Annotated in this window: 21 protein-coding genes; 5 read left to right on the top strand and 16 right to left on the bottom strand. The window is 69.4% G+C overall.

The window, feature by feature from the left end; translation table 11 throughout:
- Positions 1–274: 274 nt before the first annotated feature.
- The 4 genes from OG817_RS37315 to OG817_RS37300 are packed head-to-tail and all read right to left on the bottom strand — an operon-like array spanning position 275 to position 4,255.
- Positions 275–1,474, bottom strand: coding sequence for an ROK family protein (locus OG817_RS37315; RefSeq protein ID WP_406049658.1), 1,200 nt, complete (start codon positions 1,472–1,474; stop codon positions 275–277).
- Between the two features lie 9 nt (positions 1,475–1,483).
- A complete protein-coding gene (locus OG817_RS37310; RefSeq protein WP_406049657.1) occupies positions 1,484–2,386 on the bottom strand; it encodes an oxygenase MpaB family protein in 903 nt (300 codons plus the stop codon).
- Positions 2,387–2,417: 31 nt separating this feature from the next.
- Positions 2,418–2,951, bottom strand: coding sequence for a GNAT family N-acetyltransferase (locus tag OG817_RS37305; protein ID WP_406049656.1), 534 nt, complete (start codon positions 2,949–2,951; stop codon positions 2,418–2,420).
- Between the two features lie 8 nt (positions 2,952–2,959).
- Complete coding sequence (locus OG817_RS37300) at positions 2,960–4,255, bottom strand: XRE family transcriptional regulator (RefSeq protein ID WP_406049654.1); 1,296 nt, start codon at positions 4,253–4,255, stop codon at positions 2,960–2,962.
- Between the two features lie 228 nt (positions 4,256–4,483).
- Here OG817_RS37300 and OG817_RS37295 point away from each other — a divergent pair, with 228 nt between their 5' ends.
- Positions 4,484–4,657 carry a hypothetical protein gene (locus tag OG817_RS37295; protein ID WP_165553433.1) on the top strand — a complete coding sequence of 58 codons (174 nt, stop codon included), beginning with the start codon at positions 4,484–4,486 and terminating at the stop codon, positions 4,655–4,657.
- Positions 4,658–5,209: 552 nt separating this feature from the next.
- Here the strand turns inward: OG817_RS37295 and OG817_RS37290 are convergent.
- Complete coding sequence (locus OG817_RS37290) at positions 5,210–5,620, bottom strand: MarR family winged helix-turn-helix transcriptional regulator (RefSeq protein ID WP_406049652.1); 411 nt, start codon at positions 5,618–5,620, stop codon at positions 5,210–5,212.
- 28 nt (positions 5,621–5,648) lie between these two features.
- Here OG817_RS37290 and OG817_RS37285 point away from each other — a divergent pair, with 28 nt between their 5' ends.
- Positions 5,649–6,083 (top strand): MarR family winged helix-turn-helix transcriptional regulator, encoded by a 435-nt coding sequence (locus OG817_RS37285; protein WP_406049650.1) that lies wholly within the window; start codon positions 5,649–5,651, stop codon positions 6,081–6,083.
- On the opposite strand, the gene OG817_RS37280 is transcribed toward OG817_RS37285, so the two are convergent.
- Complete coding sequence (locus tag OG817_RS37280; protein WP_406049649.1) at positions 6,078–7,094, bottom strand: GNAT family N-acetyltransferase; 1,017 nt, start codon at positions 7,092–7,094, stop codon at positions 6,078–6,080. The two genes, OG817_RS37285 and OG817_RS37280, sit on opposite strands and share 6 nt — an antisense overlap.
- Positions 7,095–7,174: 80 nt before the next feature.
- Here OG817_RS37280 and OG817_RS37275 point away from each other — a divergent pair, with 80 nt between their 5' ends.
- A complete protein-coding gene (locus OG817_RS37275) occupies positions 7,175–8,605 on the top strand; it encodes a sulfatase (RefSeq protein WP_406049648.1) in 1,431 nt (476 codons plus the stop codon).
- Here the strand turns inward: OG817_RS37275 and OG817_RS37270 are convergent.
- Positions 8,543–9,994 (bottom strand): MDR family MFS transporter, encoded by a 1,452-nt coding sequence (locus OG817_RS37270; RefSeq protein WP_396394393.1) that lies wholly within the window; start codon positions 9,992–9,994, stop codon positions 8,543–8,545. The genes OG817_RS37275 and OG817_RS37270 overlap by 63 nt on opposite strands.
- Before the next feature lie 91 nt (positions 9,995–10,085).
- On the opposite strand from OG817_RS37270, the gene OG817_RS37265 reads away from it, so the two are divergent.
- A complete protein-coding gene (locus OG817_RS37265) occupies positions 10,086–12,341 on the top strand; it encodes an NACHT domain-containing protein (RefSeq protein WP_406049647.1) in 2,256 nt (751 codons plus the stop codon).
- Here the strand turns inward: OG817_RS37265 and OG817_RS37260 are convergent.
- Positions 12,331–13,464, bottom strand: coding sequence for an MFS transporter (locus OG817_RS37260; RefSeq protein ID WP_406049645.1), 1,134 nt, complete (start codon positions 13,462–13,464; stop codon positions 12,331–12,333). The genes OG817_RS37265 and OG817_RS37260 overlap by 11 nt on opposite strands.
- Before the next feature lie 191 nt (positions 13,465–13,655).
- On the opposite strand from OG817_RS37260, the gene OG817_RS37255 reads away from it, so the two are divergent.
- A complete protein-coding gene (locus OG817_RS37255; protein WP_406049644.1) occupies positions 13,656–14,264 on the top strand; it encodes an AraC family transcriptional regulator in 609 nt (202 codons plus the stop codon).
- On the opposite strand, the gene OG817_RS37250 is transcribed toward OG817_RS37255, so the two are convergent.
- Genes OG817_RS37250 through OG817_RS37215 form a run of 8 tightly spaced genes read right to left on the bottom strand, consistent with a single transcriptional unit; the run spans position 14,237 to position 24,756 of the window.
- Positions 14,237–14,848, bottom strand: coding sequence for a TetR/AcrR family transcriptional regulator (locus tag OG817_RS37250; protein WP_406049642.1), 612 nt, complete (start codon positions 14,846–14,848; stop codon positions 14,237–14,239). The two genes, OG817_RS37255 and OG817_RS37250, sit on opposite strands and share 28 nt — an antisense overlap.
- Complete coding sequence (locus tag OG817_RS37245) at positions 14,841–16,409, bottom strand: AMP-binding protein (protein WP_406049641.1); 1,569 nt, start codon at positions 16,407–16,409, stop codon at positions 14,841–14,843. The genes OG817_RS37250 and OG817_RS37245 overlap by 8 nt, the downstream gene beginning before the upstream one ends.
- Before the next feature lie 49 nt (positions 16,410–16,458).
- Entirely contained in the window at positions 16,459–17,616 is a 1,158-nt protein-coding gene (locus tag OG817_RS37240) for an acyl-CoA dehydrogenase family protein (RefSeq protein WP_406049639.1), read from the bottom strand.
- Positions 17,613–19,583, bottom strand: coding sequence for a biotin carboxylase N-terminal domain-containing protein (locus tag OG817_RS37235; protein ID WP_406049637.1), 1,971 nt, complete (start codon positions 19,581–19,583; stop codon positions 17,613–17,615). Before OG817_RS37235 ends, OG817_RS37240 begins: the two co-directional genes overlap by 4 nt.
- A 7-nt stretch (positions 19,584–19,590) precedes the next feature.
- Positions 19,591–21,144, bottom strand: coding sequence for an acyl-CoA carboxylase subunit beta (locus OG817_RS37230; RefSeq protein ID WP_406049635.1), 1,554 nt, complete (start codon positions 21,142–21,144; stop codon positions 19,591–19,593).
- Entirely contained in the window at positions 21,141–22,262 is a 1,122-nt protein-coding gene (locus OG817_RS37225; protein ID WP_406049633.1) for an acyl-CoA dehydrogenase family protein, read from the bottom strand. Before OG817_RS37225 ends, OG817_RS37230 begins: the two co-directional genes overlap by 4 nt.
- Complete coding sequence (locus OG817_RS37220) at positions 22,259–23,971, bottom strand: acyclic terpene utilization AtuA family protein (RefSeq protein WP_406049631.1); 1,713 nt, start codon at positions 23,969–23,971, stop codon at positions 22,259–22,261. Before OG817_RS37220 ends, OG817_RS37225 begins: the two co-directional genes overlap by 4 nt.
- Positions 23,968–24,756: a TIGR03084 family metal-binding protein gene (locus tag OG817_RS37215; RefSeq protein WP_396394381.1), complete on the bottom strand. Its 789-nt coding sequence runs from the start codon at positions 24,754–24,756 to the stop codon at positions 23,968–23,970. The genes OG817_RS37220 and OG817_RS37215 overlap by 4 nt, the downstream gene beginning before the upstream one ends.
- Between the last annotated feature and the right edge of the window lie 4 nt (positions 24,757–24,760).

Below are 24,760 nucleotides of genomic sequence, written 5' to 3'. Positions count from 1 at the left end.
GGTCGGGGTCGGCGGGCGAGGGCGGCGTGCAGCTGGACAGGAGGTGTCGGGCCGACAGGTAGTGCAGTTGAGCGCGCGCCCGTCGTCTGTACGGTGTATCGCCGGTGCACTACCTGTCGGTCCGTACACCGCCCGCCCGGCCCCACCGACCCCGCGCGCGTTTGAGCAGATATCCCCTCGAATGGCCGGTTCTCTGCCCGAAAATACGAGGGGACAAGGGGCATCTTCAGGGGTTATCCGCTCAAATGCGGGCGAACCGGTGGGTGTGCCCGGCTCAGCGGTTGAGGGGTGGTTCGCCGCGGACGTAGGAGCGGATCACCGTGGTGGCCGCGCCGCGCGCCCAGTCGTCGAAGGTGTGCGAGCGCAGCATCAGTCGGCAGTCGCCGGCGGCGCCGAACGCATGCTCCGCGAAGGTCCGCCGCAGTCGATCCTCGTACAGGTCGTACTCCGCCACGCCCTCGCCCGCGATCACCACGAGCTCCGGCCCGACCAGGTTCACCATCGCGGCCAGCGCCGCACCGATCACCTCGCCGGCCCGGTCGAACGCCTCGCGCGCGTGGTCATCGCCTTCGTGCGCGAGCTTGATCGCCCCGGCCAGATCCAGGTCCGCCCGCCCGGTGGTCTCCCGGGTCCGGGCGAGGATGGCGTCGGACGAAGCAACCGTCTCCACGCACCCGCGCCGGCCGCAGGTGCAGACGAGGTCACCGGGGGCCAGCGGTAGATGGCCGAGCTCGCCGGAGACGCCGTACGCCCCGGACACGACCTCGCCGTTGATGTAGAGCCCGCAGCCGATGCCGGACCCGATGGTCACGACCGCGAACGAGTCGGCGTCGACGCCGACCCCGAACCAATGCTCGGCGACGGTCAGCGCCCGTACGTCGTTCGTCACCACGACCGGGACCCGGAGCCGCTGACCCATCAGCTCCGCGACCGGGACGTCGCGCCAGCCCATGAACGGCGAGTCCCGTACGACGCCGTGCGCCGCGTCGACGTCGCCGGACACCGCGACACCGATCCCGACCAGCGGCCCGGCCATCGCCTCACCCGTCTTGAGCGAGGTGATCAGTTCCCTGGACAGGTCGGCCAGTTGGTCGATCACCCGCTCGGGCGTCGTGTCGTCGAGCCGTTGGTGCCGGACAGTCAAGATCCCGGCGGTGAAGTCGGTGGTCACGCCGATCAGGCTGGTCGGGGTCACCTTCAACCCGATCAGCGAGACGCTCTCGCGGACCACGGTCAGCGGGCTCACCGGCCGGCCGATGCCGAGCTGGTTGTCCTCCGCCGGCAAGGGTGCCTGGTCGGTCACGAACCCGGTCTCGATCAGCGGCGCGACGGCCTTCGTGACGGCCGCCTGGGACAGTCCGGTCCGGCGCGCGATCTCCACCCGGGGGATCGGGCCCTGAGTCAGAATCCTGGTCAGCACCTCGACTCCCGCCGGCGTGGCCAGGGGGAGCGGACGATGAGGACGCAGCGGCACGAGAACAACCTACCGGCGCGTCACTACGGCCGCTTCGATTTCTCCCAGTGTTGGGGACGTCAGTGCCCACCGGATGGTCCTGGTCAGGCCGTTGCCGGCGGCGCGTACGACGGTCCGCTCGGCGAGCGGGAGGTACGGCAGCCGCAGCGGCAGCCGGGTCCACCACGGCAACAGACCGACCGCAGCAGCCGTGAGTACGCCGTACGCCGGGCGCGCGGCCCAGGGAACCGGTGGGTGCACGAGCATGAAGCGGGCGGCCTGGCGGGCTTCGGTCGTGCCGCGCAGCTCCGGCTGGTACTCCCTCAGTGTCTGCCGCAGTTCGGCCACTGTGGTCGGTGGGTCGATGACCCCGAGCTTGCGGGCCACGAGTGCCGCGTCTTCGACGTACAGGTCCTGCTCCTCGGCGTTCAGCGGTGCGACGCCGTACTGCTGGTGGGCGGCGAGGAAGCTGTCGACCTCTGCCACGTGGACCCACTTGAGCAGGTGCGGATCGGAGGCGCGGTACTTCACCCCGTCCGGACTGGTCCCGCGGACCCGCTCGTGCACGGACTTGACCCGCGCGATCGCCTCCTCGGCGTCCGGGATCGCGCCGTACGTCGTGATGGCCAGGAAGTAGCTGGTCCGGCGGAGCCGGCCCCACGGGTCCCCGCGGTAGCCGGAGTGGGCCGACACCGCGGCCATCGCCAGCGGATGCAACGACTGGAGGAGCAGAGCCCGGAGTCCACCGGCGAACATCGACGCGTCGCCGTGCACCCGCCGGATCGGGCGGTCCGGGGCGAACCAGCGGGGACCAGGCGTGTTGTGTACCCGGTTGCGTTCGGCGCGCGGGTCCGGACCCGCCACCTTGGTCATGATCAGCTTCGCCAACCCGTCCCGCAGCGGGTCCAGCGGTCCAGCAGTGGTGGCGGCCATACAGTCAGTCTCCCCCCCGGCCCCAACCCGGTCAGTCGGCGTACTCGTTCTCCAGGAGGGAGTAGAGCAGGGAGTCGCGCCAGGCGCCGTTGGTGAAGACATGGTCGCGGAGGTGACCTTCGTAGGTGAAGGCGAGACGCTTCACCACCGCGATCGAGGCCTCGTTCTCCGGGCCGATCGCGGCGGTCACCCGGTGCCGGCCCTGGCTGGTGAACGCGAAGCGCAGCATCACCCGGGAGGCGTCGGTGGCGTAGCCGTGCCCCCAGTGGTCGGCGTGGATGGCGTAGCCGAGCTTCGCTCCCCACGGCCCGCTGGGCGCCAGCCGGGCGAAGCCGATCACGCGGTCGTCGTCCCGGCGGGTGACGGCGAGCATGTGATCCGGCCGCTTCTCCCGGGCCGACCGTTCGATGATGCCGGCCAGCGCATCGGCCGCTTTGGCGCGGTCGTAGCTGTCGAAGGCCATCCAGGTGGTCACCCTGTCGTCACCGGCAACGGCCAGATAGTCGTCCAGATCGGTGGGGCGGAATTCGCGCAGCGTGGTCAGGCTGCCGATCAGGGGATCCATCCGGGCGGCTACCGGGGGAACGTCTGTATCGGGGTCCGGGTGAACATCTCGATCTCCTCCTGCAGCTCCCGGGCGTCGTCCGCGCGCCCGGACTGCCGCAGCGCCTGATGGACCCGGCGGGCCGAGTGCACCACGCCGTTGATCCGGCGTTCGGCCGGAAGGCCCAGCACCGGCGCGATCGCGTCGGCCGCGCCGTCGAGCTCGCCACTGGCGATCCGGTTGATCGCCATCGCGGCCTGGCTGCCCGCGGCGTCGCCGAAGGCCCACTCCGGGTGATTCTGGTCGGTGTAGGCGTCGACCGCCTGGCTCGAGTACCGCGTGGCCTGGTCGACTTCACCGGGCAGCCACGCCAGCGCGTCGGCCGCGTAGTACAGCTGCCGGTGCCGGCCGAAGGTGCACAGGCCGCCCATGTCGTCCAGGTCGTCGTTGCGCACCGTGTTCCAGGCTTCCTCGGCCCGCTCGAGCGCGGCCCGAGTGGCCTCCGGGTTGCCCAGCGCGGCCCAGGCGCGAGCCTCGCTCACCGGCAGCCAGACGCTGGTGGTGCTGTTCGCCTGCTCGGCGTACCCGGCGCCGAGCTGTGCGTACCGGACCGAGTCGTGGGGGTTGCCGGCCCAGTAGGAGACGAGCGACTGCAGGCCGCGCACCCAGGCGCGCAGGCCGTGGTGGTCGGCGTTGTCGGCGCAGAGGAAGGCCGTCCGCGCCTGGGTCAGGGCGGCATGTGGGTTGCCGAGGTCGTGGGATGCCTTGGCCAGCAGACCGCCGGTCACGCCCCCGAGGAAGTACAGCTGCCGCAGGTGTTCCGGGCGTTGCCTGCTCTCCAGCAGCGCGAAGACCAGGTCCTGCGTCTCGACCAGCTGGCCGAGGATTTCTGGCAGCGGGCGCTGCGGGTAGGCCTTCGCGACGTGACGCACGTCGTCGTACACCTGTTCCATGGCCTCGCTTCCGAGACCGGACTGGGCCGCGAGGGCAAACGCCCTCGCTCGGCTGGCAGCCATGTCGAGAACCTCCATCTCATTACCTGTCGTGATCCGTCCACTCGCGGCAGGTGCCGGCACCACCTGGGATGCCTGCTCGGGAACGTACGGCGAGAAGAGGTCCTCGACCGGCTTTCCGAACATGCGCTGCAGGGTGCGCCGGGTCTGAGGAGTGGTCCCCGCGCGCTCGCCCGATGCGAGGCGCCGCAGGTGCCGCTCGGTGATGGTTCCACCCAGCTCGACGAACTCGGCGACGATCTCGGAGTAGGTCTGGTTCCGGCGCTGGATCAGGTGCGCCAGGACCGTCTTTGGCGTGTACCTCCCCGCCATCGTTCCTCCCGTCACGTCAGATCAGACGTTGTCTCGACTGATGCCCCACGACAAGGTGCGGTCCCCCAGATGTCCGCGAGAGGTCCGGAAGAGGTCCGGCAAAGGTCCGGTCCAGGTCCTAGAGCGGTCACGTCGGGCTCGTGCACCATTACTGCCATGACAACCAGTAAGTCCAACTGGTTGCAAGGGCTCAGAGTTACGGGGTGAGAAGTAGTGACCATCGCGGAAATGACGTCGAGGCAGCACCGGCGCCGAGTTCGGGTCTGGTTCGGCGAGCACGTGATCGCTCAGTACGTCGCGGAGGCGCCGTTGGCAGCCCGCTACGAGCAGGCGATGCGGCGCCGTTTCGCCGGTCTCCGAGTCACCAACGACGTACTCGGTCCGCTCGACAGCACCGACTGAAACACCACGACCTTCCGGGTCCTCCTCAGACCCGGTTTGCTGCACCCTGGGGTCTCCTCACGCTCAGGGGCAGCTCTGGAAGGTCCGAGACACTCCTCAGTCCCGGACGAAACCCAGGTGTGGTCCGGAGCACTCCTCAGCTCCGGACCACACCGCCCATCGACCCGGCTGGGCCTGGCGGTTGAGCTCCCTGTATCACCGCCGCCCAGCCGTTCCAAACCACCTCCTGGCCGACACCTCGGGCCAGGCAGGGCCGAGTGTCCTGGGCGGTAGGACACCGGTGGCTCTTGACACCTCACCGAGAGCCACCCCCTGAGGTGGCCTGCTCCGCTGTGTGACCGCCGCGCCTGGGCGATCACACAGCGGAGCCATTTCCGGGTGTCCCGATGGCCCCGGGTGTCCCGGGTGGTCGGCGCGGTCGCTGGCGGGTTGTTTGATCGCTGGCGTCCGGTAAGACGTCACTCGTGAAACAACCGGCCAGCGGGGAGGGTGTGTACCCGGTCCGGGGAGCATTGCGCACCTGATTCGGCTGGCGAGACTCCCCGTTCGGAGTCAGTCTCCGCTCGCGGAGGCTGCGAGGTTGTGGGCCATGCGCTGGAGGATCCCGAGCGTGGCGGCGTACTGCTCGGGGGTGATGCCGGCTGTCACGCGCCGGCGCTGCTGGTGAACTTTGCCGCTCAGCGTCTCGAGTGCGGCCCGGCCCTGCTCGGTGAGGTCTTCGCCGGTCAGCCAGCCGCGATCGGTCAGCGGGGTGGTGACGGCGGCCAGTTCGGCGGGATCTCCGGTCAGGAACGGCGCCAGCGTCACCGCGATCAGCTCCGGGCCGGCGGCCGCGTTGAGCGCCTGCCACTGCCGGCGCGTCAGCCCGTCCGCGGCGAGGACCCGCTCGAACGACGCTTCGAGCAGCCGGTCCACCTCCTTCAGCCACCAGCCGATAGGCTTGTTGTCATCCGACATATACATGTCAACGAGCATATATTTTGGAGTGCCCGTGGACAAGACCGACCCGGTCGTCGCGGTGGAGACGGCGATGATCGCGATCCGCCGCCGCCAGACCCGCCGGGCCCTCGCCGTACAGTCCGGCGGACCCGACCCGGTCCAGGACGTCCTCGACGCGATCGAGGCGGCCGCACCGGGCTCGATCGGGGTGAACGGAGTCGCCGCGGCCCTCGGCGTCGACCAACCCCGGGCGAGCAAGCTGGTCGCCGCGGCGGTGTCCGCCGGTCTGGTACGGCGTGAGGCCGACCAGCAGGACGGTCGCCGTACGAACCTGGTGTTGACCGCCGAAGGCCGGCAGCAGCTCGATTGGGTGCACGGCTATCGCCAGGAGCGGTTCGCCGATGCGATGACCGGCTGGACGGACGCCGAGCGGGAGACTTTCGCGGACCTGTTGACCCGGTTCGTGAGCGGCTTCGACCGGCTATGACCGCTGGATGTCCGCTTCGGGTCCGGTGATGTAGACCGCGAACGGGGCGTCCGGCTGGACCTCGGGCGAGCCCTCGACCAGCCCTTCGTAGCTGGCTTCACCCACGTAGGTCATCCCGAGCCGCTCCATCACCGCCCGGGACGCGCTGTTGATCCGCTCGGTGAACGCGACGACCGAACTCGCACCGAGTGTGCGGAACGCGAAGTCCAGTCCGGCTCGGCCGATCTCGGTCGCGATGCCCTGGCCTCGGTACGCCGTGAGCACACTCCACCCGAGCTCGAGCCGATCGGTCGCCCACTCGGACCCCACGAGCGCGGTCATCTGCTCTGAGTCCCCCAGACGCGAGAGCCCGCCCCGACCGACCAGTGCACCGGACGTCCGGTCGTAGGCCATCCACTTGCTCACGCCGTCCTGCTCCCATGCCTCGTGCATCCCGGTGGCTCGCTCGAGCGACTCCTCGGCGGACCAGGTGCCGGCGAACCATTGGGCGACCCACGGATCGGCGTGCAGGATCTCGAGGTCCGCGGCATGTCCGGGCAGGACGTCGCCCGGCGCGGTCATCGGTTCGAGCCGGAGGCGCTCGGTGAACCGGGTTCGGACTGCCTGCGCCACGATGTCGCGCAGCCTCCGGTCGCCGTCGGTGCGGCCGACCATCAGCAGATCGAGGTCGTCCGGCCCGACCCAGGCCGACGCGTCGTGCTTGCCCTCTTCGAGTCGCGGCCTGCTCAGGTCCCCGTCGACTGTGATCAGGTAGTCGAGCTCACGCCGTACGCGGCCCTCGTACTCCCACTCCCAGTCGGCGACGGTCCAGACGATGTCGCGGACCTTCCAGCCGGTCTCCTCCTCGACCTCCCGCGCCAGCGCCTGCTCCGGTGTCTCTCCCGCTTCCAGGTGCCCGCCGACGATGTCCCAGATCCCCGGCAGCAACCGCCGCTCCGCCGTACGCCGCTGCACGTAGACACGCTGCTGCTCGTCCCGGATCAAGGCACCCACACAGTCGACCGCACGCATACCAGCAACCTAGTTGCTCGTCGCGAAGTGTTCCGCTTCTTATCGGCACCGGACTGCCGGGTGTGACAGAGTGCGGAACCGTGTCCACGCCGAACATTCTGCTGATCGTGTCGGATGACCATGGGTACGCGGATCGGAGTGCGCTGGGGGTGCATTCTGATGTGCGGACGCCGGCGCTGGATCGGCTGGCTGGTGGTGGAGTGAGCTGCTCGAGTGCTTACGTGACCGCGCCGATCTGTAGTCCGTCGCGGGCGGGGATCATCTCGGGGCGGTACCAGCAGCGGTGGGGTGGTCAGTGGTTCGACTCGGCCTCCTTCGCGCCGGACGACGTACCGAGTCTGGCTGAGCTGCTGCAGGAGCGCGGCTACCGGACCGGGTACTTCGGCAAGGTCCACTACGGCGGCGAGAACGTCGGGGACCGGGCCTGCCCACCACAGCACGGCTTCGAGGAGACGCTGTACGGCCTGGCCGGGCAGTCGCTCGGCCGGCTCAACTACCTGCACCACTCCGAGCAGTCCCAGAGCGAGTACGGCGCCGATGCCGCCAAGTACATGGCGGTGCAGCCACTGTTGTCCGGTGACGAGCCGGTCGAGCACGAGGGCTTCCTGACCAGCGAGCTCGGCCGCCGCGCCGCGGAGTTCATCGAGACCGAGGACGAACGCCCGTACTTCTGCATGCTCGCCTTCAACGCGGTGCACAACTTCTGCTGGCAGTTGCCCGCCGACGAACTCGCCCGCCGCGGTCTGCCGGAGTACAACGACTGGAAGCCGGAGTCCGGCCGCACCTACACCGAGTGGTACGACGACGTGATCGTGCCCAACCTCCCCCACGGGCGCGAGTACTACCTGGCCCAGCTCGAGCTCATGGACGCCGAGATCGGCAAGCTGCTCGACCTTCTCGACGCCACTGGTCAGGCGGACAACACTCTGATCGTCTACACCACCGACAACGGTGGCTCGACCTGCAACTTCGCCGACAACACGCCGCTGCGCGGGACCAAGTACACGGTCTGGGAAGGCGGCATCCGGGTCCCGATGCTGTGGCGCTGGCCCGAGCGGCTGCCAGCCAGTCAGCAGACGGATGCACTGGTGAGCACGCTGGACCTCGTGCCCACCCTGGTCGCTGCCGCAGGTGGTGAAGCCGAGTCGGATGGCGTCGACCTGCTGCCGGTGCTCACCGGCGAGACCCAGTCCGCTCACACCGCCCTGCACTGGGACTGCGGCTTCCAGTGGGCCGTGCGATCCGGTGACTGGAAGCTCAGTTGCGTCGACAGCGACAGCCCATCCGTCGCTCACCTCAGCCAGTACGAGCACGCACCGATGGGCTCCGGCCGGCATCTGACCAACCTCGCCGCCGACCTGGGTGAGCAACACAACCGCATGACCGACGAGCCCGGGATCGCCCAACGTCTCCAAGCACTGCACGCCACCTGGCGCACCGAGGTCGGCCTAGACCCGGTTGGGCTGCTCGGGGATCCGGTTCGGCATGAAGAGAACGGCAGCGACGAGTAGGACGGCGGCTCCGGCGGCGCCGTAGTAGACGTCGTGGATCGCCGGGGCCAGAACGTCGCCGGGCAGCGTCTCGAGATCGGCGTGGTCGTCGCCGAGACGTGCGGCGACCACACCATTGGCCACCGCGCCGAAGGCGGCCACTCCGATCGCGCTACCGACCGATCGGGCGAACATGTTCGCGCCCGTCACCACACCACGCGTCTGCCACTCGACCGACGACTGCGCCGCCACGACCGACGGCGACGCGGAGAAGCCGAGTCCGATGCCGATGACGAAGCAGGCACCGGCCAGGTGCAGCACAGAACTCTCGGTCCCGACCGTGAGCAGCAGCCCAGCGCCGACGACCACGATGCACGCGCCGAACAGCATCGTCGTACGGAACCCGAGCCGCAGGTAGATCCGCCCGGCCACCGAGGCAGCGATCGGCCACCCCAGCGTCATCGCGGCCAGCGCGAACCCGGCGACCAGAGCCGACGTACCCAGCACGCTCTGGGCGAACAGCGGCACGTACGTCGACAGGCCGATCATCAGCACGCCGATCAGAAGGGCCGCCGAGTTCGCGGAGTTCAGGACGCGCCGGCTGAGCACCCACAGCGGGAGCACCGGCTCGGGCGCGCGGCGCTCGACGACGACGAACGCGGTCAGCAGGCCGACCGCCCCGGCCAGGATCGCGATGCTCGCGCTCGAGTCCCAGGACCACATCACGCCGCCCTCGAGCAGGCCGAGCAACAGCATCGAGCCGCCGACCGCGAGCAGCACCGCACCGGCGTAGTCGATCCGGTGGCTGGTCCGCGGTACGGCGTTCTCGTGGAAGCGACGCACCAGCGCCCAGGCGGCGGCGATGCCGAGCGGGATGTTCACGAAGAAGATCCAGCGCCACGAGATGAAGTCGGAGAACAGCCCGCCGAGGGTCGGGCCGACGAACGACGAGATCCCCCACACGCTGGCCAGGTAGCCCTGGACCTTGGCCCGCTCGGCCACCGTGTAGATGTCGCCGACGATCGTCATCCCGATCGGCTGGATCGCGCCCGCACCGAGTCCCTGGACCAGCCGGAACGCGATCAGCGCCGGCATGCTCCAGGCGAACCCGCACAGCACCGACCCGAGCAGGAACAGCCCGACGCCGACCAGCATGATCGGCTTGCGCCCGCGCAGGTCGGCGAGCTTGCCGTAGATCGGCACCGAGACGGCCTGGGCCAGCAGGTAGATCGAGAACAGCCAGGGGAACTGGGTGAAGCCGCCGAGGTCGTCGACCACTGACGGGACGGCGGTGGCCAGAATGGTCGCGTCGATCGCCACCAGCCCCACGCTCAGCATCACCGCGAGCAGGATCGGTCCCCGCTCCGACCGAAGCCCCACACTCGCCCGGTCGATCCGCTCAGTAGTCATGACAAAGGCCAATCTAACTGCCGGGACAACGATTCCCGCAGTGCCGGATCGCCAGGTGGACGTGCCCTAGTGCACAGCTACGCTCCGGGGGGTGAGGATTCGGGATGGGATGCTGCGTGCCGTCGTGCTCGTGGTGACCGTGTCGCTCACCCTGGTACTGCTGCCGATCGCGATCAACGTCGGCACCGGTGGCACCGCACCCGGCTTCCTGGCGCCGTACGCGGACTGGACCTGGCCGGTGATCGGTGCGCTCTGGCTGGTCGCGATCGTCACCGCGCTGTTCGAGTTCCGCAGCCGACGGCTGCCCACCGTCTCCGGTCGCTCCGCCGACCAGCCGCGCAACCGGCCGAACGCGCTGGCTCGCGTCGACCGCTACCTGTCCCAGCGCGTGGCCGGTTCGCTCGCCTCCCGCACCCGCATCGCTCTGGCCCTCGAGGAGCGTCCCGAAGCCGTCATCCGGCCGTACGACCTGCTGGTCCAGCCTCTCGACAGCTCACCCCGACCGGTCTCCGACGACACCGACATCGCCACGGTGTTCGACCAACTGCAGGACTCGATGCTGATCCTCGGCGCACCCGGCGCCGGCAAGACCACTCTGCTGCTTGAGCTCGCCCGCGCCCTCGCCGAGCAGGCCCACGCCGACGAGAGCAAGCCGATCCCGGTCCTGATCGATCTGGCCGGCTGGACCGCGCAGCCGTCGCGGAAGGACGACGACGAACCACAGGACAGTCCGCTCCTGGCCGGCTTCGTCCGCTGGCTGCTGGGTGAGCTCAACACCCGCTATGGCATCCCGGCCGCCGTCGGCCGTATCTGGCTGCGCCGCGGCCGCCTGGCACTCCTGCTCGACGGCCTCGACGAGATCGCCAAACCGAGCCGCGCCAAGCTTGCACCCGTCCTCGAAGAACTCCGCCGCCGCTACCTGATCGGCAGGCTCGCCATCACGTGCCGCACGCAGGACTACGAGCTTCTCCCCGACCAGCTCAGCCTGCACGGCGCTGTGCACATCAGGCCGCTCACCAGGCAGCAGGTGCTCGACTACTTCGCCGCTGTCGGTCCGGACCTGGACGGTGCGCGCGCAGCGATCGAGCAGGACGACGAACTGTGGGATCTGGTCAACTCACCGCTGATGCTGAACGTGATGATCCTCGCGTATCACGGCCGCGTGCCGGAGGAAGTCGTGGCTGGCGGTGTCGCCGACCTGCGGCGCGAGCTGTTCGACACCTACATCAGCGAGGTCCTGGCCAGACACCGCTCGACCAATCGCCAGTACGACTCAAGGACGGCGGTCCGTTCGCTCTGGTGCCTGGCGTGGTGGACCCGCAGCCGCGCCGGCGACCGCACCGCCGTACCGCGGTGGCTGATCCCCAACGGCTGGTACGGACTGTCCCTGCCAGAGGTGGACTACCTCGCCCATGCGGTCAGCCTGCCCGCCATCTTCGCCGGGTTGGTCGCCGGTGCGATCCTCGTGACGCTCGCGCAGTACGGCGTACTAGCCGGGCTGGCCGTCTCCGGAGCGGCACTGCTACTCGTGCACATCAAGCCGCATCCGTGGCAGGCGCTGATGACCGAAGGGCCCAAGCCGCAGCGGGCGCCACTGCTCGCGCTCACGCTCGTCCTGAGTACGTCGTGCACGGTCGTCCTGATCGTCGCTGTGATGGGAGTGGTCGAGTTCCTCCCGGTGTGGCTGGCGCTCGGTGTCGAGGCGGCAGCGATCGCAGCGTCGTACGTCGTCGAGCAGGTGGTCTCCCACAGCAACAGGCGTCGGTTGCTGCTGGGAGTCCGGCTCGCTGTGGTGGTCGCGGCCGGCTGGTTGACGCTCGGCGTTGGTGATCGGCCCGACAGCTTCGCGACCGGTCTGGCGATCGGACTGCTCGTCGCGCAAGGCATCCGGCTGGTCAAGTCGCTACCGACCGACCACGTGGTTCAGCAGCCCGCTGGACATGGCTGGTGGATGGATCTGTGGGTGCTGGGCGGTGCAGTCGGCGGATTCCTGCTGGCCGTGGCACTCGGCGCCGATCTGACCTCCCCTGACCTCGAAGCGGTGGCCGGTGTGATCACCGGCGCTGTCGCCGCGAAGGCGTGGCGCCGTCGCCCACCACTGTTCGCCGGGCCGCTCTCCCGTCTGCTACACGACTTCCTGCTCCGCTGGACCGGGTACCTTCCGTGGCGCCGCCGTGCCTTCCTCCGGTACGCCGCCGACCGGTACGTGCTCGCCCGCACCGGACGCGGTGAGTACTCCTTCATCCACCTGCTCGTCCGCGACCACCTGGCCGAGTGCTCGCCCAACCACCTGGCCGAGAAGGTCGAGCGCCGGATCGCCCAGCGGGCGACCGCCGCTACCCGGTAGCGGGTTCGTTCAGCGCGAAGCCCATCAGGCAGCCGGTCAGGACCAGCGCGATCAGCGGGCTCAGCGCGACGCGCAGTGAGGTGTGTTCGGCGATCGTGCCGAGCACCGGGGTGGCGACTCCGCCGATGCTGACCGCGAGACCGAGCGTCATGCCGCCCGCGGTACCGACCCGGCCGGGGAGGAAGTCCTGGCCGAGGGTGACGTGCAGCGAGAACGGGATCGACATCGCGATCGCGGTCAGCGCGAGGATGCCGAAGAACGCCGGACCGGGCACGAACACCAGCGCCGCGATGGCCGGTACGGCGACGGCGTACGACGTCCGCATCGTCCGGACCCGCCCGTACCGGGTGGCGAACCGGCCGCCGAGCAGCGTGCCGAGGGCGCCGGCCGCGAACAACACGAACAACGCCACCCCGCCGGTCGTCGTTCCACCGCCGACCCGCTGGCCGGCGTACAGGGCGATGAAGGTGCCGAGGCCGACGAACACGATCGAGCGGCACACCATGATCGCCGACAACCGCAGGAACGACGGCCAGTCGTCACTCCTGGGCCGTTGCATTCGATTGCCTCCAGCAACCAAGCGTGCCGAGCGAACAGCCAGCCTGGTGATCACCGCACCGACCAGCGCCGGTACGACGAGCAGCGGTGTCAGCGACAGCCCACCTGCCGCCATGACCGGCGTGACGAGCACCGGCGCCAGCGCGAAACCGACGTTCCCGCCGACCGAGAACCAGCTCATCCCGACATGGCTGCCGCCACTCACCGCACGCGCCATCCGCGCCGCCTCCGGGTGATAGGCGGCGACACCGAGCCCGGACAGTGCGGCAGCCAGCCAGCTGAGCAGGTACGTGTCGCCGACGCCGACCAGCGCGATCCCGAGTCCCGCCGTCGTCATCGCGACCGGGATCAGCCAAGCCAGCGGCCGCCGATCGGTCAGTACGCCGAACACCGGCTGCACCACCGAGGACAGCAGCGTCGCAGCCAACGTGATCCCGGACACCGCGACGTACCCGAGCCCGCGCTCGGCGACCAGGAACGGCACCAGCGCCGGTACGGCGCCCTGGTACACATCCACGCACGCGTGCCCGATCGCCATCAGTCCGATCGGTCGAAGTCTCAGCACACCGTCGATCGTTGTCGCCGACGCGGCTGTCTGGCTTCCGATAAAATGCCAACCTATGCCGGAAACCCGCCAGCTCCGTCCCGCGAACACCGGAATCCGGCCGATCCCGGCCGATCCCGGCCGGCGGTGCGATCGAGGCGCACTGGCACGACCGGAACCAGATCGTGTACGCCGGCCGCGGCGTTCTCTCGGTGACCACCGACGCAGGCAGCTGGATCGTCCCAGGGACCAGAGCGATCTGGGTCCCGGCCGGCACCCTGCACGAGCACCGCGCGTACGGCGAGACCGCACTGCACACCGTGGGACTCGAGGAGAACCCACTGGGCCTCGGCGCACCATCAGCGCTCGTCGTGAGCCCACTTCTTCGCGAACTGCTCCTCACCTACACGACAGACGAAGAGGTCGACGCGGACGAACGGCGGCGGCTCCACCTGGTACTGCTTGATCAGCTGCGGCGATCGCCCCAGCGTCCTACGTATCTGCCGACCCCCACCGACGCACGGCTGGCCGCCGTCTGCGAGCTGCTGCGGGATGATCCTGCGGACCCCCGAACGCTGACCGAGCTGGGCCGGGAAGTCGGGGCCAGTGAGCGGACTCTCAGCCGGTTGTGCAGGACGGACCTCGGCATGACCTTCCCGCAGTGGCGGACGCAGCTCCGCCTACATCAGGCGCTCAGGCTCCTGGCGACCGGGGAGTCGGTGACCAGGGTCGCGCATCAGTGCGGCTGGGCGTCGACGAGTGCCTTTATCGACACCTTCCGGGCGGCGTTCGGTCACACCCCGCGAGCCCGCAGAGCCTGATCGAGGATGCGGCTCCACTGCCGGACGATGCCCTTTCGGCGTGCGCTGTCGTCCGTCAGCAGGTCGGCGAGTCCCAACCCGCGTGCCAGGTCCAACACGCCCTGCACGGTCTCCCGTACTCCGGGAGTCCGTTCACTCACCTCCAGCACTTCCAGCAGAGCCCGGTGGGCCTGACGTCCCACATGTGCTTCCAGCCGGACGATCTGCCTTCGCAGCGCGTCCTCCGTCGATGCAGCCACCCACAGGTGCAGCGCGGCCCGGAACAGTGGTCCGGCGTAGACGTCCGCCAGCATCCCGACGATCGCCTCGGTCCGCGCCGGGCCGCTGGGCAGTGCGGCCGCCTGCGCCTTGATCTCCGCGAGCCGTACCTCGGTCATGTACTCGACCGCCGCCTCGAACAGATCCGCCCGCGTCGGGAAGTGGTGCTGGGCGGCACCCCGCGACACCCCGGCCCGGGTGGCCACGACGCTTACCGTCGTCGCGGCGTACCCGACCTCGGCGAGCGACTCCACGGCCGCCTCGAGCAACCGCTGCCGGGTGGCCCGGCTGCGGTCCTGCTGGGGTGCCTTCAGGGCTTCACTCACGGGCGGCAGCCTCCCGCGCCCGCAGTTCACGCCGCAGGATCTTGCCCGACGCCGCCTTCGGCACCGCGTCGATGAACTCCACCTGCCGGATCTTCTTGTACGGCGCCACCCGGGCGGCGACGTACTCGATCACGTCGTCGGCGGTCAGTTCGACACCGGGCATCGGCACCACGAACGCCTTCGGTACCTCGTTGCCCTCGGTCTGGACGCCGATCACCGCCGCGTCCGCGATCCGGTCGTCGGTGAGCAGCACAGCCTCCAACTCGGCCGGCGGCACCTGGTAGCCGTGGTACTTGATCAGTTCCTTCACCCGGTCGACGACGTACAGGTACCCGCGTGCGTCCATCCGGCCGATGTCGCCGGTGTGCAGCCAACCGTCCTGGTCGACGGTCGCGTCGGTGTCCGCCAGGCGGCCCAGGTACCCCTTCATCACCTGCGGTCCGCGGATCCAGATCTCGCCGGTCTCGTCGTCTCCGACATCGTTGCCATCGGCACCGACCAGCCGCATCTCGGTGGACGGGAAGAGCTTGCCGACGGCACCGGGCGGCGGCTCCGGGTCGTCCTGCGGCACGGCATGCGTGCCCGGTGACAGCTCGGTCATGCCGTACGCCTGCAGCACCGCGTGCAGCCCGAGCCGTTTCGCGCAGGCCTCGGCCAGTTCGCCGTCCAGTGGTGCCGCCGCCGAGGTCACGTGCTTCAGCGCGGACAGATCGACTCCGTCGACCGCCGGGTGTTTCGCCAGCGCCAGCACGACCGGCGGAGCCACGAACGCCCGGGTGATCCGCTGCTGGTCGAGCGTGGTCAGGAACTGCTGCAGCTCGAACTTCGGCAGCACGACCACGGTCGCGCCGAGCCGCAGCGGCAGGTTCATCAGCACCGACAGGCCGTAGATGTGGAAGAACGGCAGGATCGCGATGATCCGCTCGTCCTCCCCGAGAGTGATCATCACCTCGGCCTGCGAGATGTTGGTGGCGATGTTCCGGTGCGTCAGCATCACGCCCTTGGCCACGCCGGTCGTCCCGCTCGAGTACGGCAGTACGGCGACGTCGTTCGCCGGATCGATCATCACCTCCGGCTCGGGTGCGGTCGACGCGAGCAGCTCCATCACCGAGCGGTACCCCTCGGCGCTGTCGCAGACGAAGATCTCGGTCACGTCGGTGCCCTCGATCGCCGCGGTCGCGTTCGGCAGGAACAGCGAGATCGTCACCAGCAGCTTCGCCTTCGAGTCGACCAGCTGCTTGTGCAGTTCGTCGGCGGTGTAGAGCGCGTTCACTGTGGTGACGGTCGCGCCGGCTCGAGTAGCGCCATAGAAGACGACGGGGTAGAGGATCGTGTTCGGGCTGTACAGCGCGATCACGTCGCCGTGCCGGATGCCGAGCTCGGCGAGACCGGCCGCCACCCGGCGGGTCATCGCATCCAGCTGGGCGTAGCTGAGCTCCTTGCCGGTGACGCCGTCGACCATGGCCGGCCGGTCGCCGTACTCCTGGGCCCGGCCGAGGACGGCGTCGTGGATGGGTACGTCGAGGACCTCGACGGGTGGGAACTGGCTCGTGATGATCATCGGCGGGGATCCTCTCCTGGCCCGGTGGGTGATCAGACTGTGGCGGACCTCAGTAGGACTTGGGTAGGCCCAGGGAGTGCTGGGCGACGAAGTTCAGGATCATCTCCCGGCTCACCGGCGCGATCCGGGTGGCACGTGCGGCCGCGACCAGCGAGGCGACGCCGTACTCCACCGTCATGCCGTTTCCGCCGAGTGACTGGACGGCCTGGTCGGTCGCGCGGACCGCGACTTCTCCAGCCGCGTACTTCGCCATGTTCGCGGCCTCGCCTGCGGCCAGGTCGTCCCCGGCGTCGTACAGGGCGGCCGCCTTCTGCATCATCAGCCTGGCCAGCTCGAGCTCGATCTTGATCTGCGCGAGCGGGTGCGCAAGTCCCTGGTGGACGCCGATCGGAGCCTTCCAGACCTGGCGCTCCTTGACGTACGCGGTCGCCTTGCCGAGCGCGTGCCGGGCGATGCCGACCGCGAACGCGGACGCCATGATCCGCTCGGGGTTGAGCCCGGCGAACAGCTGCATCAGGGCCGCATCCTCGGCGCCGACCAGTGCCTCCCGCGGCAGGCGTACGTCGTCGAGGAACAGCGAGAACTGCTTGTCCGGGCTGATCAGATCCATCTCGATCTGCTGGAACTCCACGCCCGGTGCGTCGACCGGGACGATGAACAGGGCCGGCTTGAGCTTGCCGGTCCGGGCGTCCTCGGTGCGGCCGACCACGAGGACCGCCTGCGCCACATCCAGGCCGGAGATGAAGACCTTCCGGCCGGACAGCGACCAGCCGTCGTCGGTACGGCGCGCCGTGGTGGTGATCTGGTGCGAGTTCGATCCGGCGTCCGGCTCAGTGATCGCGAACGCCATGATCGTCGTACCGTCCGCCAGGTCCGGGAGCCAGCGCTGCTTCTGCTCGTCGGTGCCGAAACGGGAGATCACCGTCCCGCAGATCGACGGTGAAACGACCATCATCAGCAGCGGGGAACCGGCCGCGCCGAGCTCCTCGAGCACGATCGACAGGTCGGCCATACCGCCGCCTCCGCCGCCGTACTCCTCGGGCAGGTTCACACCGAGGTAGCCGAGCTTGCCGGCCTCCAGCCAGAGCTCGGTGGTGTGCCCACCGGTCCGAGCCTGCTGGTTGAACCAGCCGTAGCCGTACTTCTTCCCGAGCTCACCCACCGCCTTGCGCAGCGCCTGGCGTTCCTCGGATTCCACGAAGCTCATGCTTCCTCCCCAACGACGGCCAGTACGGCGCCGACCTCGACTTGTTGACCTGCTTCGACCCTGAGCTCACTGAGTACGCCGTCGGCCGGGGCGGAGATGGTGTGTTCCATCTTCATCGCCTCCAACCAGAGCAGCGGCTGTCCCTGCTTCACCCCGTCACCCACCTGCACGCCGACTCGGATCACCGTCCCCGGCATCGGCGCCACCAACGATCCTGCGGAGATCTGCTGCGATGGGTCCACAAACCGCTCCACCGGCGTCAACGCCACCGATCCGAGCGACGAGTCCACACACACCAACCCGTCGTAGGCCGCCACGTCGAATAACCGGCGTACGCCGTCAACCTCCAGCACTACCCGCTCCGGCTGGGAGTCCACGAGCACTACGTTGCCCTCGACAACCAACCCGTCCCGGGTCAGCCGGTACTCGACCTCCACGGTCGCAGCACCGACGCGATAGGCCTTCCGCTGCGGTTGCGACGGCACGTTCCGCCACCCGCTGGGCACCCGCACCACCGGCATCCGCCCCGCTGCATCAGCCAGCGCAGCCGCCAACGCCGATGTCCTGACCACCCCGGCGTCGACCTCCGGCGAGATCCCGTGCCGGTCGAAGAACCCGGTGTCGGTGTCTCCGTTCAGGAACGCCGGATGCCGCAGGATCCACACCAGCAGGTCGCGGTTGGTCCCGACCCCGTGAATCCGAGCCCGCTCCAGTTCCCCCGCCAGCCGCCTGGCCACGACCGCCCGATCCGCCCCGAACGCGATCACCTTGGCCAGCATCGCGTCGTAGTACGGCGAAACCTCCGAACCATCCTCGACCCCGGAGTCCACCCGAAGCCGAGGCGACCCTCCTGCCCCGCTTTCCGGAACCTTCTCGCCACCAGGCGCCAACTTCTTTCCGGAAACCTCCCCGCCGACCGCGAACCGCCGAACCACCCCCGTCTGAGGCCGCCAGTCCTGCGCGGGGTCCTCGGCGTACAACCGCACCTCGATCGCGTGTCCGACCGTCGGGGGTGGCTCGGGTGGGAGGTGAGCGCCGGTCGCGACCGCGAACTGCAGTTCCACCAGGTCCAGCCCCGTGGTCTCCTCGGTGACCGGGTGCTCCACCTGGAGGCGGGTGTTCATCTCGAGGAAGTAGAACGCGCCACCCTCGTCCGCCAGGAACTCGACGGTGCCGGCGCCGACGTATCCGATCGCCGCCGCGGACTTCCGAGCCGCGTCGAAGAGCTCCGCCCGCAGGGACGGGATGCGTTCCACGAGCGGCGACGGGGCTTCCTCGATCACCTTCTGGTGGCGGCGCTGGATCGAGCATTCGCGTTCGCCGACCGCCCAGATCGTGCCGTGCTGATCGGCCATGATCTGCACCTCGATGTGCCGGCCGGCCGTGAGGTACCGCTCGCAGAACACCGTCCCGTCACCAAAGGCAGACAGCGCCTCCGCCGACGCAGCCTCGATCTCACCCGGCAGCTCCGCCAGCCGCGAGACCACCCGCATCCCACGCCCGCCACCGCCGGCCGATGCCTTCACCAGCACCGGCAGGTCGGCTGCGGACACCTCGGCCGGCGTCAGCTCGGCGAGCACCGGCACCCCGGCGGCCGCCATCAGCTTCTTCGCCTCGATCTTCGAGCCCATCGACGAGATCGCGTCCACCGGCGGCCCGATCCACGTCAGCCCGGCGTCGATCACCGCCTGCGCGAATCCGGCGTTCTCCGACAGGAATCCGTACCCGGGATGCACCGCATCCGCGCCCGCCTTCAACGCCGCCTCGATCACCAGCTCACCACGGAGGTAGGTGTCGGCCGGCGCGTTCCCCGGCAGCTGCACCGCCGCATCCGCCTCACCGACGAACGGCATCGCGGCGTCGGCGGTCGAATGCACCGCCACCGTCGACAGACCGAGCGACCGTGCGGTCCGGAAGATCCGCCGCGCGATCTCGCCACGGTTCGCCACCAGAACACTTGTCAGCATGAGCCCCTCACATCCTGAAGACGCCGAAGGAGGACGTGCCCTCCACCGGTGCCGAGTGGATCGCGGACAGACAGATGCCCAGGACTGTTCGGGTGTCGCGAGGGTCGATCACGCCGTCGTCGTACAGGCGGCCGGACAGGAACATCGGCAGCGACTCCGCCTCGATCTGGCCCTCGACGTACGCGCGCATCGTGGCGTCACCGTCCTCGTCGTACGGCTGGTTCTTCGCCGCCGCGGCGGCCCGCGCCACGATCGAGAGGACACCGGCGAGCTGCTGGGGACCCATCACCGCCGACTTCGCCGACGGCCAGGCGAACAGGAAACGTGGATCGAAGGCGCGGCCACACATCCCGTAGTGGCCGGCGCCGTACGACGCGCCCATCAGGATCGAGATGTGCGGGACCTTGGAGTTCGCGACCGCGTTGATCATCTGCGCGCCGTGCTTGATGATCCCGCCCTGCTCGTACTCCTGCCCGACCATGTAGCCGGTGGTGTTGTGCAGGAAGATCAGCGGCGTGTTTGCGCGGTTCGCCAGCTGGATGAACTGGGCCGCCTTCTGCGACTCCTCGCTGAACAGGACGCCGCGCGCGTTGGCCAGGATGCCGACCGGATACCCGTGCACCGACGCCCAGCCGGTCGCCAGCGACGACCCGTACAGCGGCTTGAACTCGTCGAACACCGACCCGTCCACCACCCGGGCGACCACGTCCCGCGGATCGAACGGGATCTTCAGGTCCCCCGGAACGATCCCGAGCAGGTCGTCCTGATCAAACAAGGGCGAGGCGTACGCCGGAGTCGGCGGCGGACCGAGCTTGCGCCAGTTCAGCCGGGACACGATCTGGCGGCCGAGCCGGATCGCGTCCTGCTCGTCGACCGCGAAGTAGTCGGCCAGTCCGGACTTCCGGGCGTGCATCGAGGCGCCGCCGAGCGACTCGTCGTCGGCGTCCTCGCCGGTCGCCATCTTCACCAGCGGCGGACCAGCCAGGAACACCTTGGCTCCGCCGTCGACCATCACCACGTAGTCACTCATGCCGGGGATGTACGCGCCACCCGCGGTCGAGTTGCCGAACACCAGCGCGATCGTCGGAATGCCCTCCGCCGACAACCGGGTCAGATCGCGGAACATCGCGCCGCCCGGGATGAAGATCTCCTTCTGCGTCGGCAGGTCCGCACCACCCGACTCGACCAGGCTGATCACCGGCAACCGGTTCGCCCGCGCGATCTCGTCCGCCCGCAAGGCCTTGCGCAGGGTCCACGGATTGCTGGCGCCGCCCTTGACCGTCGGATCGTTCGCCGTGATCAAACACTCGACGCCTGACACCACGCCGATCCCGGTCACCAGGCTGGCGCCGACGGTGAAGTCCGAGCCCCAGCCGGCCAGCGTCGACAACTCGAGGAACGGCGAGTCCGGGTCGAGCAGCAACTCGATCCGCTCCCGGGCCAGCAACTTGCCGCGCTTGTGGTGCCGGTCGACGTACTTCTCGCCACCGCCGGCCAGCGCCTTGGCATGCTCGGCTTCCAAGGCCGTCAGCTTCTCCAGCATCGCCTCGCGATTGCTCATGCACTGAACCCCAGTCGTTTCGAGGCGAGGCCGGTCAGGATCTCGGTGGTGCCGCCGCCGATGGCGAGAATCTTCTGGTCGCGGTACTGGCGCTCGACCTCGGCCTCCCGCATGTAGCCGAGACCGCCGTGCAACTGCAGCGCCTGGTCGCACACCCACTGCCCGGCCTCGACCGCGGTGTTCTTCGCGAAGCACACCTCGGCGATCACGTCCTCGCCGGCGTCGGACCTGCGGGCGACCTCGTGTACGTAGACCCGGGCAACGTCGATCCGCCGGGCCATCTCGGTGAGCGTGTGCTGCACGGTCTGTCGCGAGATCAACGGCCGGCCGAACGTCTCCCGCGCCCGGCACCACTCCACGGTGAGGTCGAGTGCTCGCTGCGCTCCGGCGTACGCCTGCGTCGCGAGCGTCAGCCGCTCGGCCACGAAGTTCGTCGCGAGCTGGACGAACCCGGTGCCCTGGGCCCCTATCAGGTTGGCCACCGGCACCCGGACATCGGTGAACGACAACTCGGCCGTGTCCGAGCACAGCCAACCCATCTTCTCCAGCTTCCGGGACACCACGAAGCCCGGCGTCGCCTTCTCGATCACCAGCAGGCTGATCCCGTGTGCGCCCGGCCCGTCCGTCCGGACCGCGGTGGTGACGAAGTCCGCTCGGCAGCCCGAGGTGATGTAGGTCTTCGCACCGTTCACGACAAACTCGTCACCGTCGCGCCGAGCCGTCGTACGGATCGACGCGACATCCGAGCCGCCGTCGGGTTCGGTGATCGCCAGCGCGCCGATCAGTGCGCCGTCGAGCGTCGGCCGGACCCATCGATCGATCTGCTCCTGGTTGCCTGCCGCAACGATATGCGGAAGCGCGATCCCGCAGGTCAGCAGCGAGGCGACCAGACCGCCGGACCCGCCGGCGTAGTGCATCTCCTCGACCACCGCGATCGCGTCCAGCAACGAACCGCCGCCACCGCCGACCGCCTCCGGGAACCCGACGCCGAGCATCCCGATCTGGCCGGCCTTCTTGTGCAGCTCCCGCGGCAGCTCGCCGTCCCGCTCCCACCGGTCCAGCTGCGGCAGCACCTCGGTCGCCATGAACCGCCGTACGGTCTGCCGGTAGTCGTTCACAGCAGCACCTCTGGTACGTCGATGTACCGGGAGCGCAGCCATTCGCCGACCGCCTTCGCCTGCGGGTCGAAGCGTGCCTGCGACGCGACGCCCTCACCCAGCAATCCCTCGACGACGAAGTTGACCGCCCACAGATTCGGCAGCACGTAGCGCGTCACGGTCAGCGGCTGAGTCTCCGGGAGCAACTCCTGGAACAGTTCGACCGTCAACGTGTGCGCGATCCACCGCCACGTCTTCTCGTCCCGCACCCATACACCGACGTTCGCGTCCCCACCCTTGTCGCCGGATCGCGCGCCGGCGATCCGTCCGAGTGGGACCTCCCGGGTCCGCGGGCGCCCGCTGGACGCCAGTTGCGGCAACGGGATCGGCAGTTCGATGTCGTCGACCGGACTCAGGGGCTGCGTCTCCATCGCCGGCTCGACGACGGTCCGCGACCCGTCCGGCAGGACGACGGTGTGCTCGACCTCATGGATGTCGACGTACCCGGCCCGGAAGACGCCGTACGGCGATCCGTCGCCAGGCGGCGCGGTGACGTGGAAGCCGGGGTAGCTCGCCAGCGCCAGCTCGATCGCGGCGCTGGAGAACGCGCGGCCGACGACCTTCGGATCCGGGTCCTTGACCGCGCACCGGAGGAACACGCTGGCCTCCTCCTCGGACGCCGCGTTCGGCTTCTCCGTCCACGCGAGAGTCCACCGAAGATCCGCCGGCCGCTTGGGCAGCGCCTGCTCGAGCTGCTGCTGAACCAGCTCGGCCTTCTGCTCCAGTTGCAGCCCGGTGAGCACGAAGTCCACCTCGTTGCGGAACCCGCCGACGCTGTTGAGCGACACCTTGTACGTCGGAGGTGGCGGCTCACCGCGAACGCCGGAGATTCGCACCCGGTCGGGTCCGTCGGTGTCGAGCTCGATCGTGTCCAGCCGCGTGGTCACGTCCGGACCGGCGTACCGGGCGCCGGTGATCTCGTAGAGCAGTTGCGCCTTGACCGTGTCGATCGTGACCGCGCCCCCGGTGTTGTCGTGCTTGGTGATCACGCTGCTGCCGTCGGCATGGATCTCCGCGATCGGGAACCCGGGCCGGACGAGGTCGCGGATCTCGCTGAAGAACGCGAAGTTCCCGCCGGTCGCCTGGCAGCCGCACTCGATCACGTGACCCGCGGCCACGGCACCCGCGAGTTCGTCGTACTGCGTCCGCTTCCAGCCGTGGTGGGCGGCGGCGGGTCCGACGATGACCGAGGCGTCGGTGACGCGGCCGGTCACGACGACGTCCGCGCCGGCCTGCAGCGCCTCGGCGATCCCCCAGGCACCGAGGTAGGCGTTCGCGGTCAGCGGCTCGCCGAGGTCGAGTTCGGCCGCGCGTGCCAGGAGGTCGTCGCCTTCGACGTACGCGATCTTGGGGTGCAGACCGAGCCGGTCCGCGAGCTCCTGGATCGCCTGGGCGAGGCCGGACGGATTCAAGCCGCCGGCGTTGCTGACGAGCTTGACGCCGCGGTCGAGCGCTTCGCCGAGGCCGGTCTCGAGTTGTTTGAGGTACGTGCGCGCGTACCCGAGCGACGGGTCCTTCAGCCGGTCCCGCCCGAGGATCAGCATGGTCAGCTCGGCCAGGTAGTCGCCGGTCAGGACGTCGAGTGGACCGCCGGTGAGCATCTCGTGGACCGCGCCGAAGCGGTCGCCGTAGAACCCGGACGCGTTGCCGATCCTGATGGGCGCGGTCATTCGAACTGCCCTCGCTCCCGGCCCTTCCCCGGCAGCCCCGCGAACGCCTGGATGATGCCAAGCCACTCCTCCGCGTCCGCGCCCTCAGCCTGTACGGCGAGGTCGTCGCGATGCCGGCGCTGTGTTGCCAGCAGGCAGAAGTCGAGCGCCGGGCCGGTCACCCGTTGCGCCGCGTCGTCCGGACCCCAGGTCCAGGTCTGGCCGTCGGGTCCGGTGAGTTCCACGTTGAACGGATCGGCCGGCGGGGTGCGGTCGTTCAGCATGTAGGCGAAGTCGCGGGTCCGGACCGCGAGGTGCGCGACGTGACGCAACCGGCTGCTCGGCTGGCGGTGGACGCCGAGCGCGTCGAACACGTCCTGGCCGTGCGCCCACGTCTCCATCAACCGTGCCGTCGCCATCGAGGTCGGGCTCATCGGCGGGCCGTACCAGAGGACCCTCTCGCCCGGCGCGACCTTCTTGAGCGCGTCAGCGAGCTCGGCGCGGGTCTCGCGCCAGTACGGCAGGAGTTGGTCGGGTGGCAGCGCCGCGGTTTCGGCAGCACCCTCGTCGACGTATCCGGTCGGGTTGGCGGCCGCCTTCTGTAATGAGGCCTTGAAGCCGTCGGGATCGGTGGCGGCGAGATGCGCGGCCTCGTCGGTCCAGGCCAGGTGGGCGATCTGGTGTGCGATCGTCCAGCCCTCCGCCGGGGTCGGCGTCGCCCACGCGTCGGCGGCGAGTCCACCGACCAGCCGGTCCAGCTCCGCACTCTCGGCCCACAGGTCCGCCAGCACTTCGTCCAGTTGCACGCTG

It is taken from the genome of Kribbella sp. NBC_00889 (assembly GCF_045207705.1).
GTDB lineage: Bacteria > Actinomycetota > Actinomycetes > Propionibacteriales > Kribbellaceae > Kribbella.
This window is presented reverse-complemented; position numbering and strand designations above follow the sequence as displayed.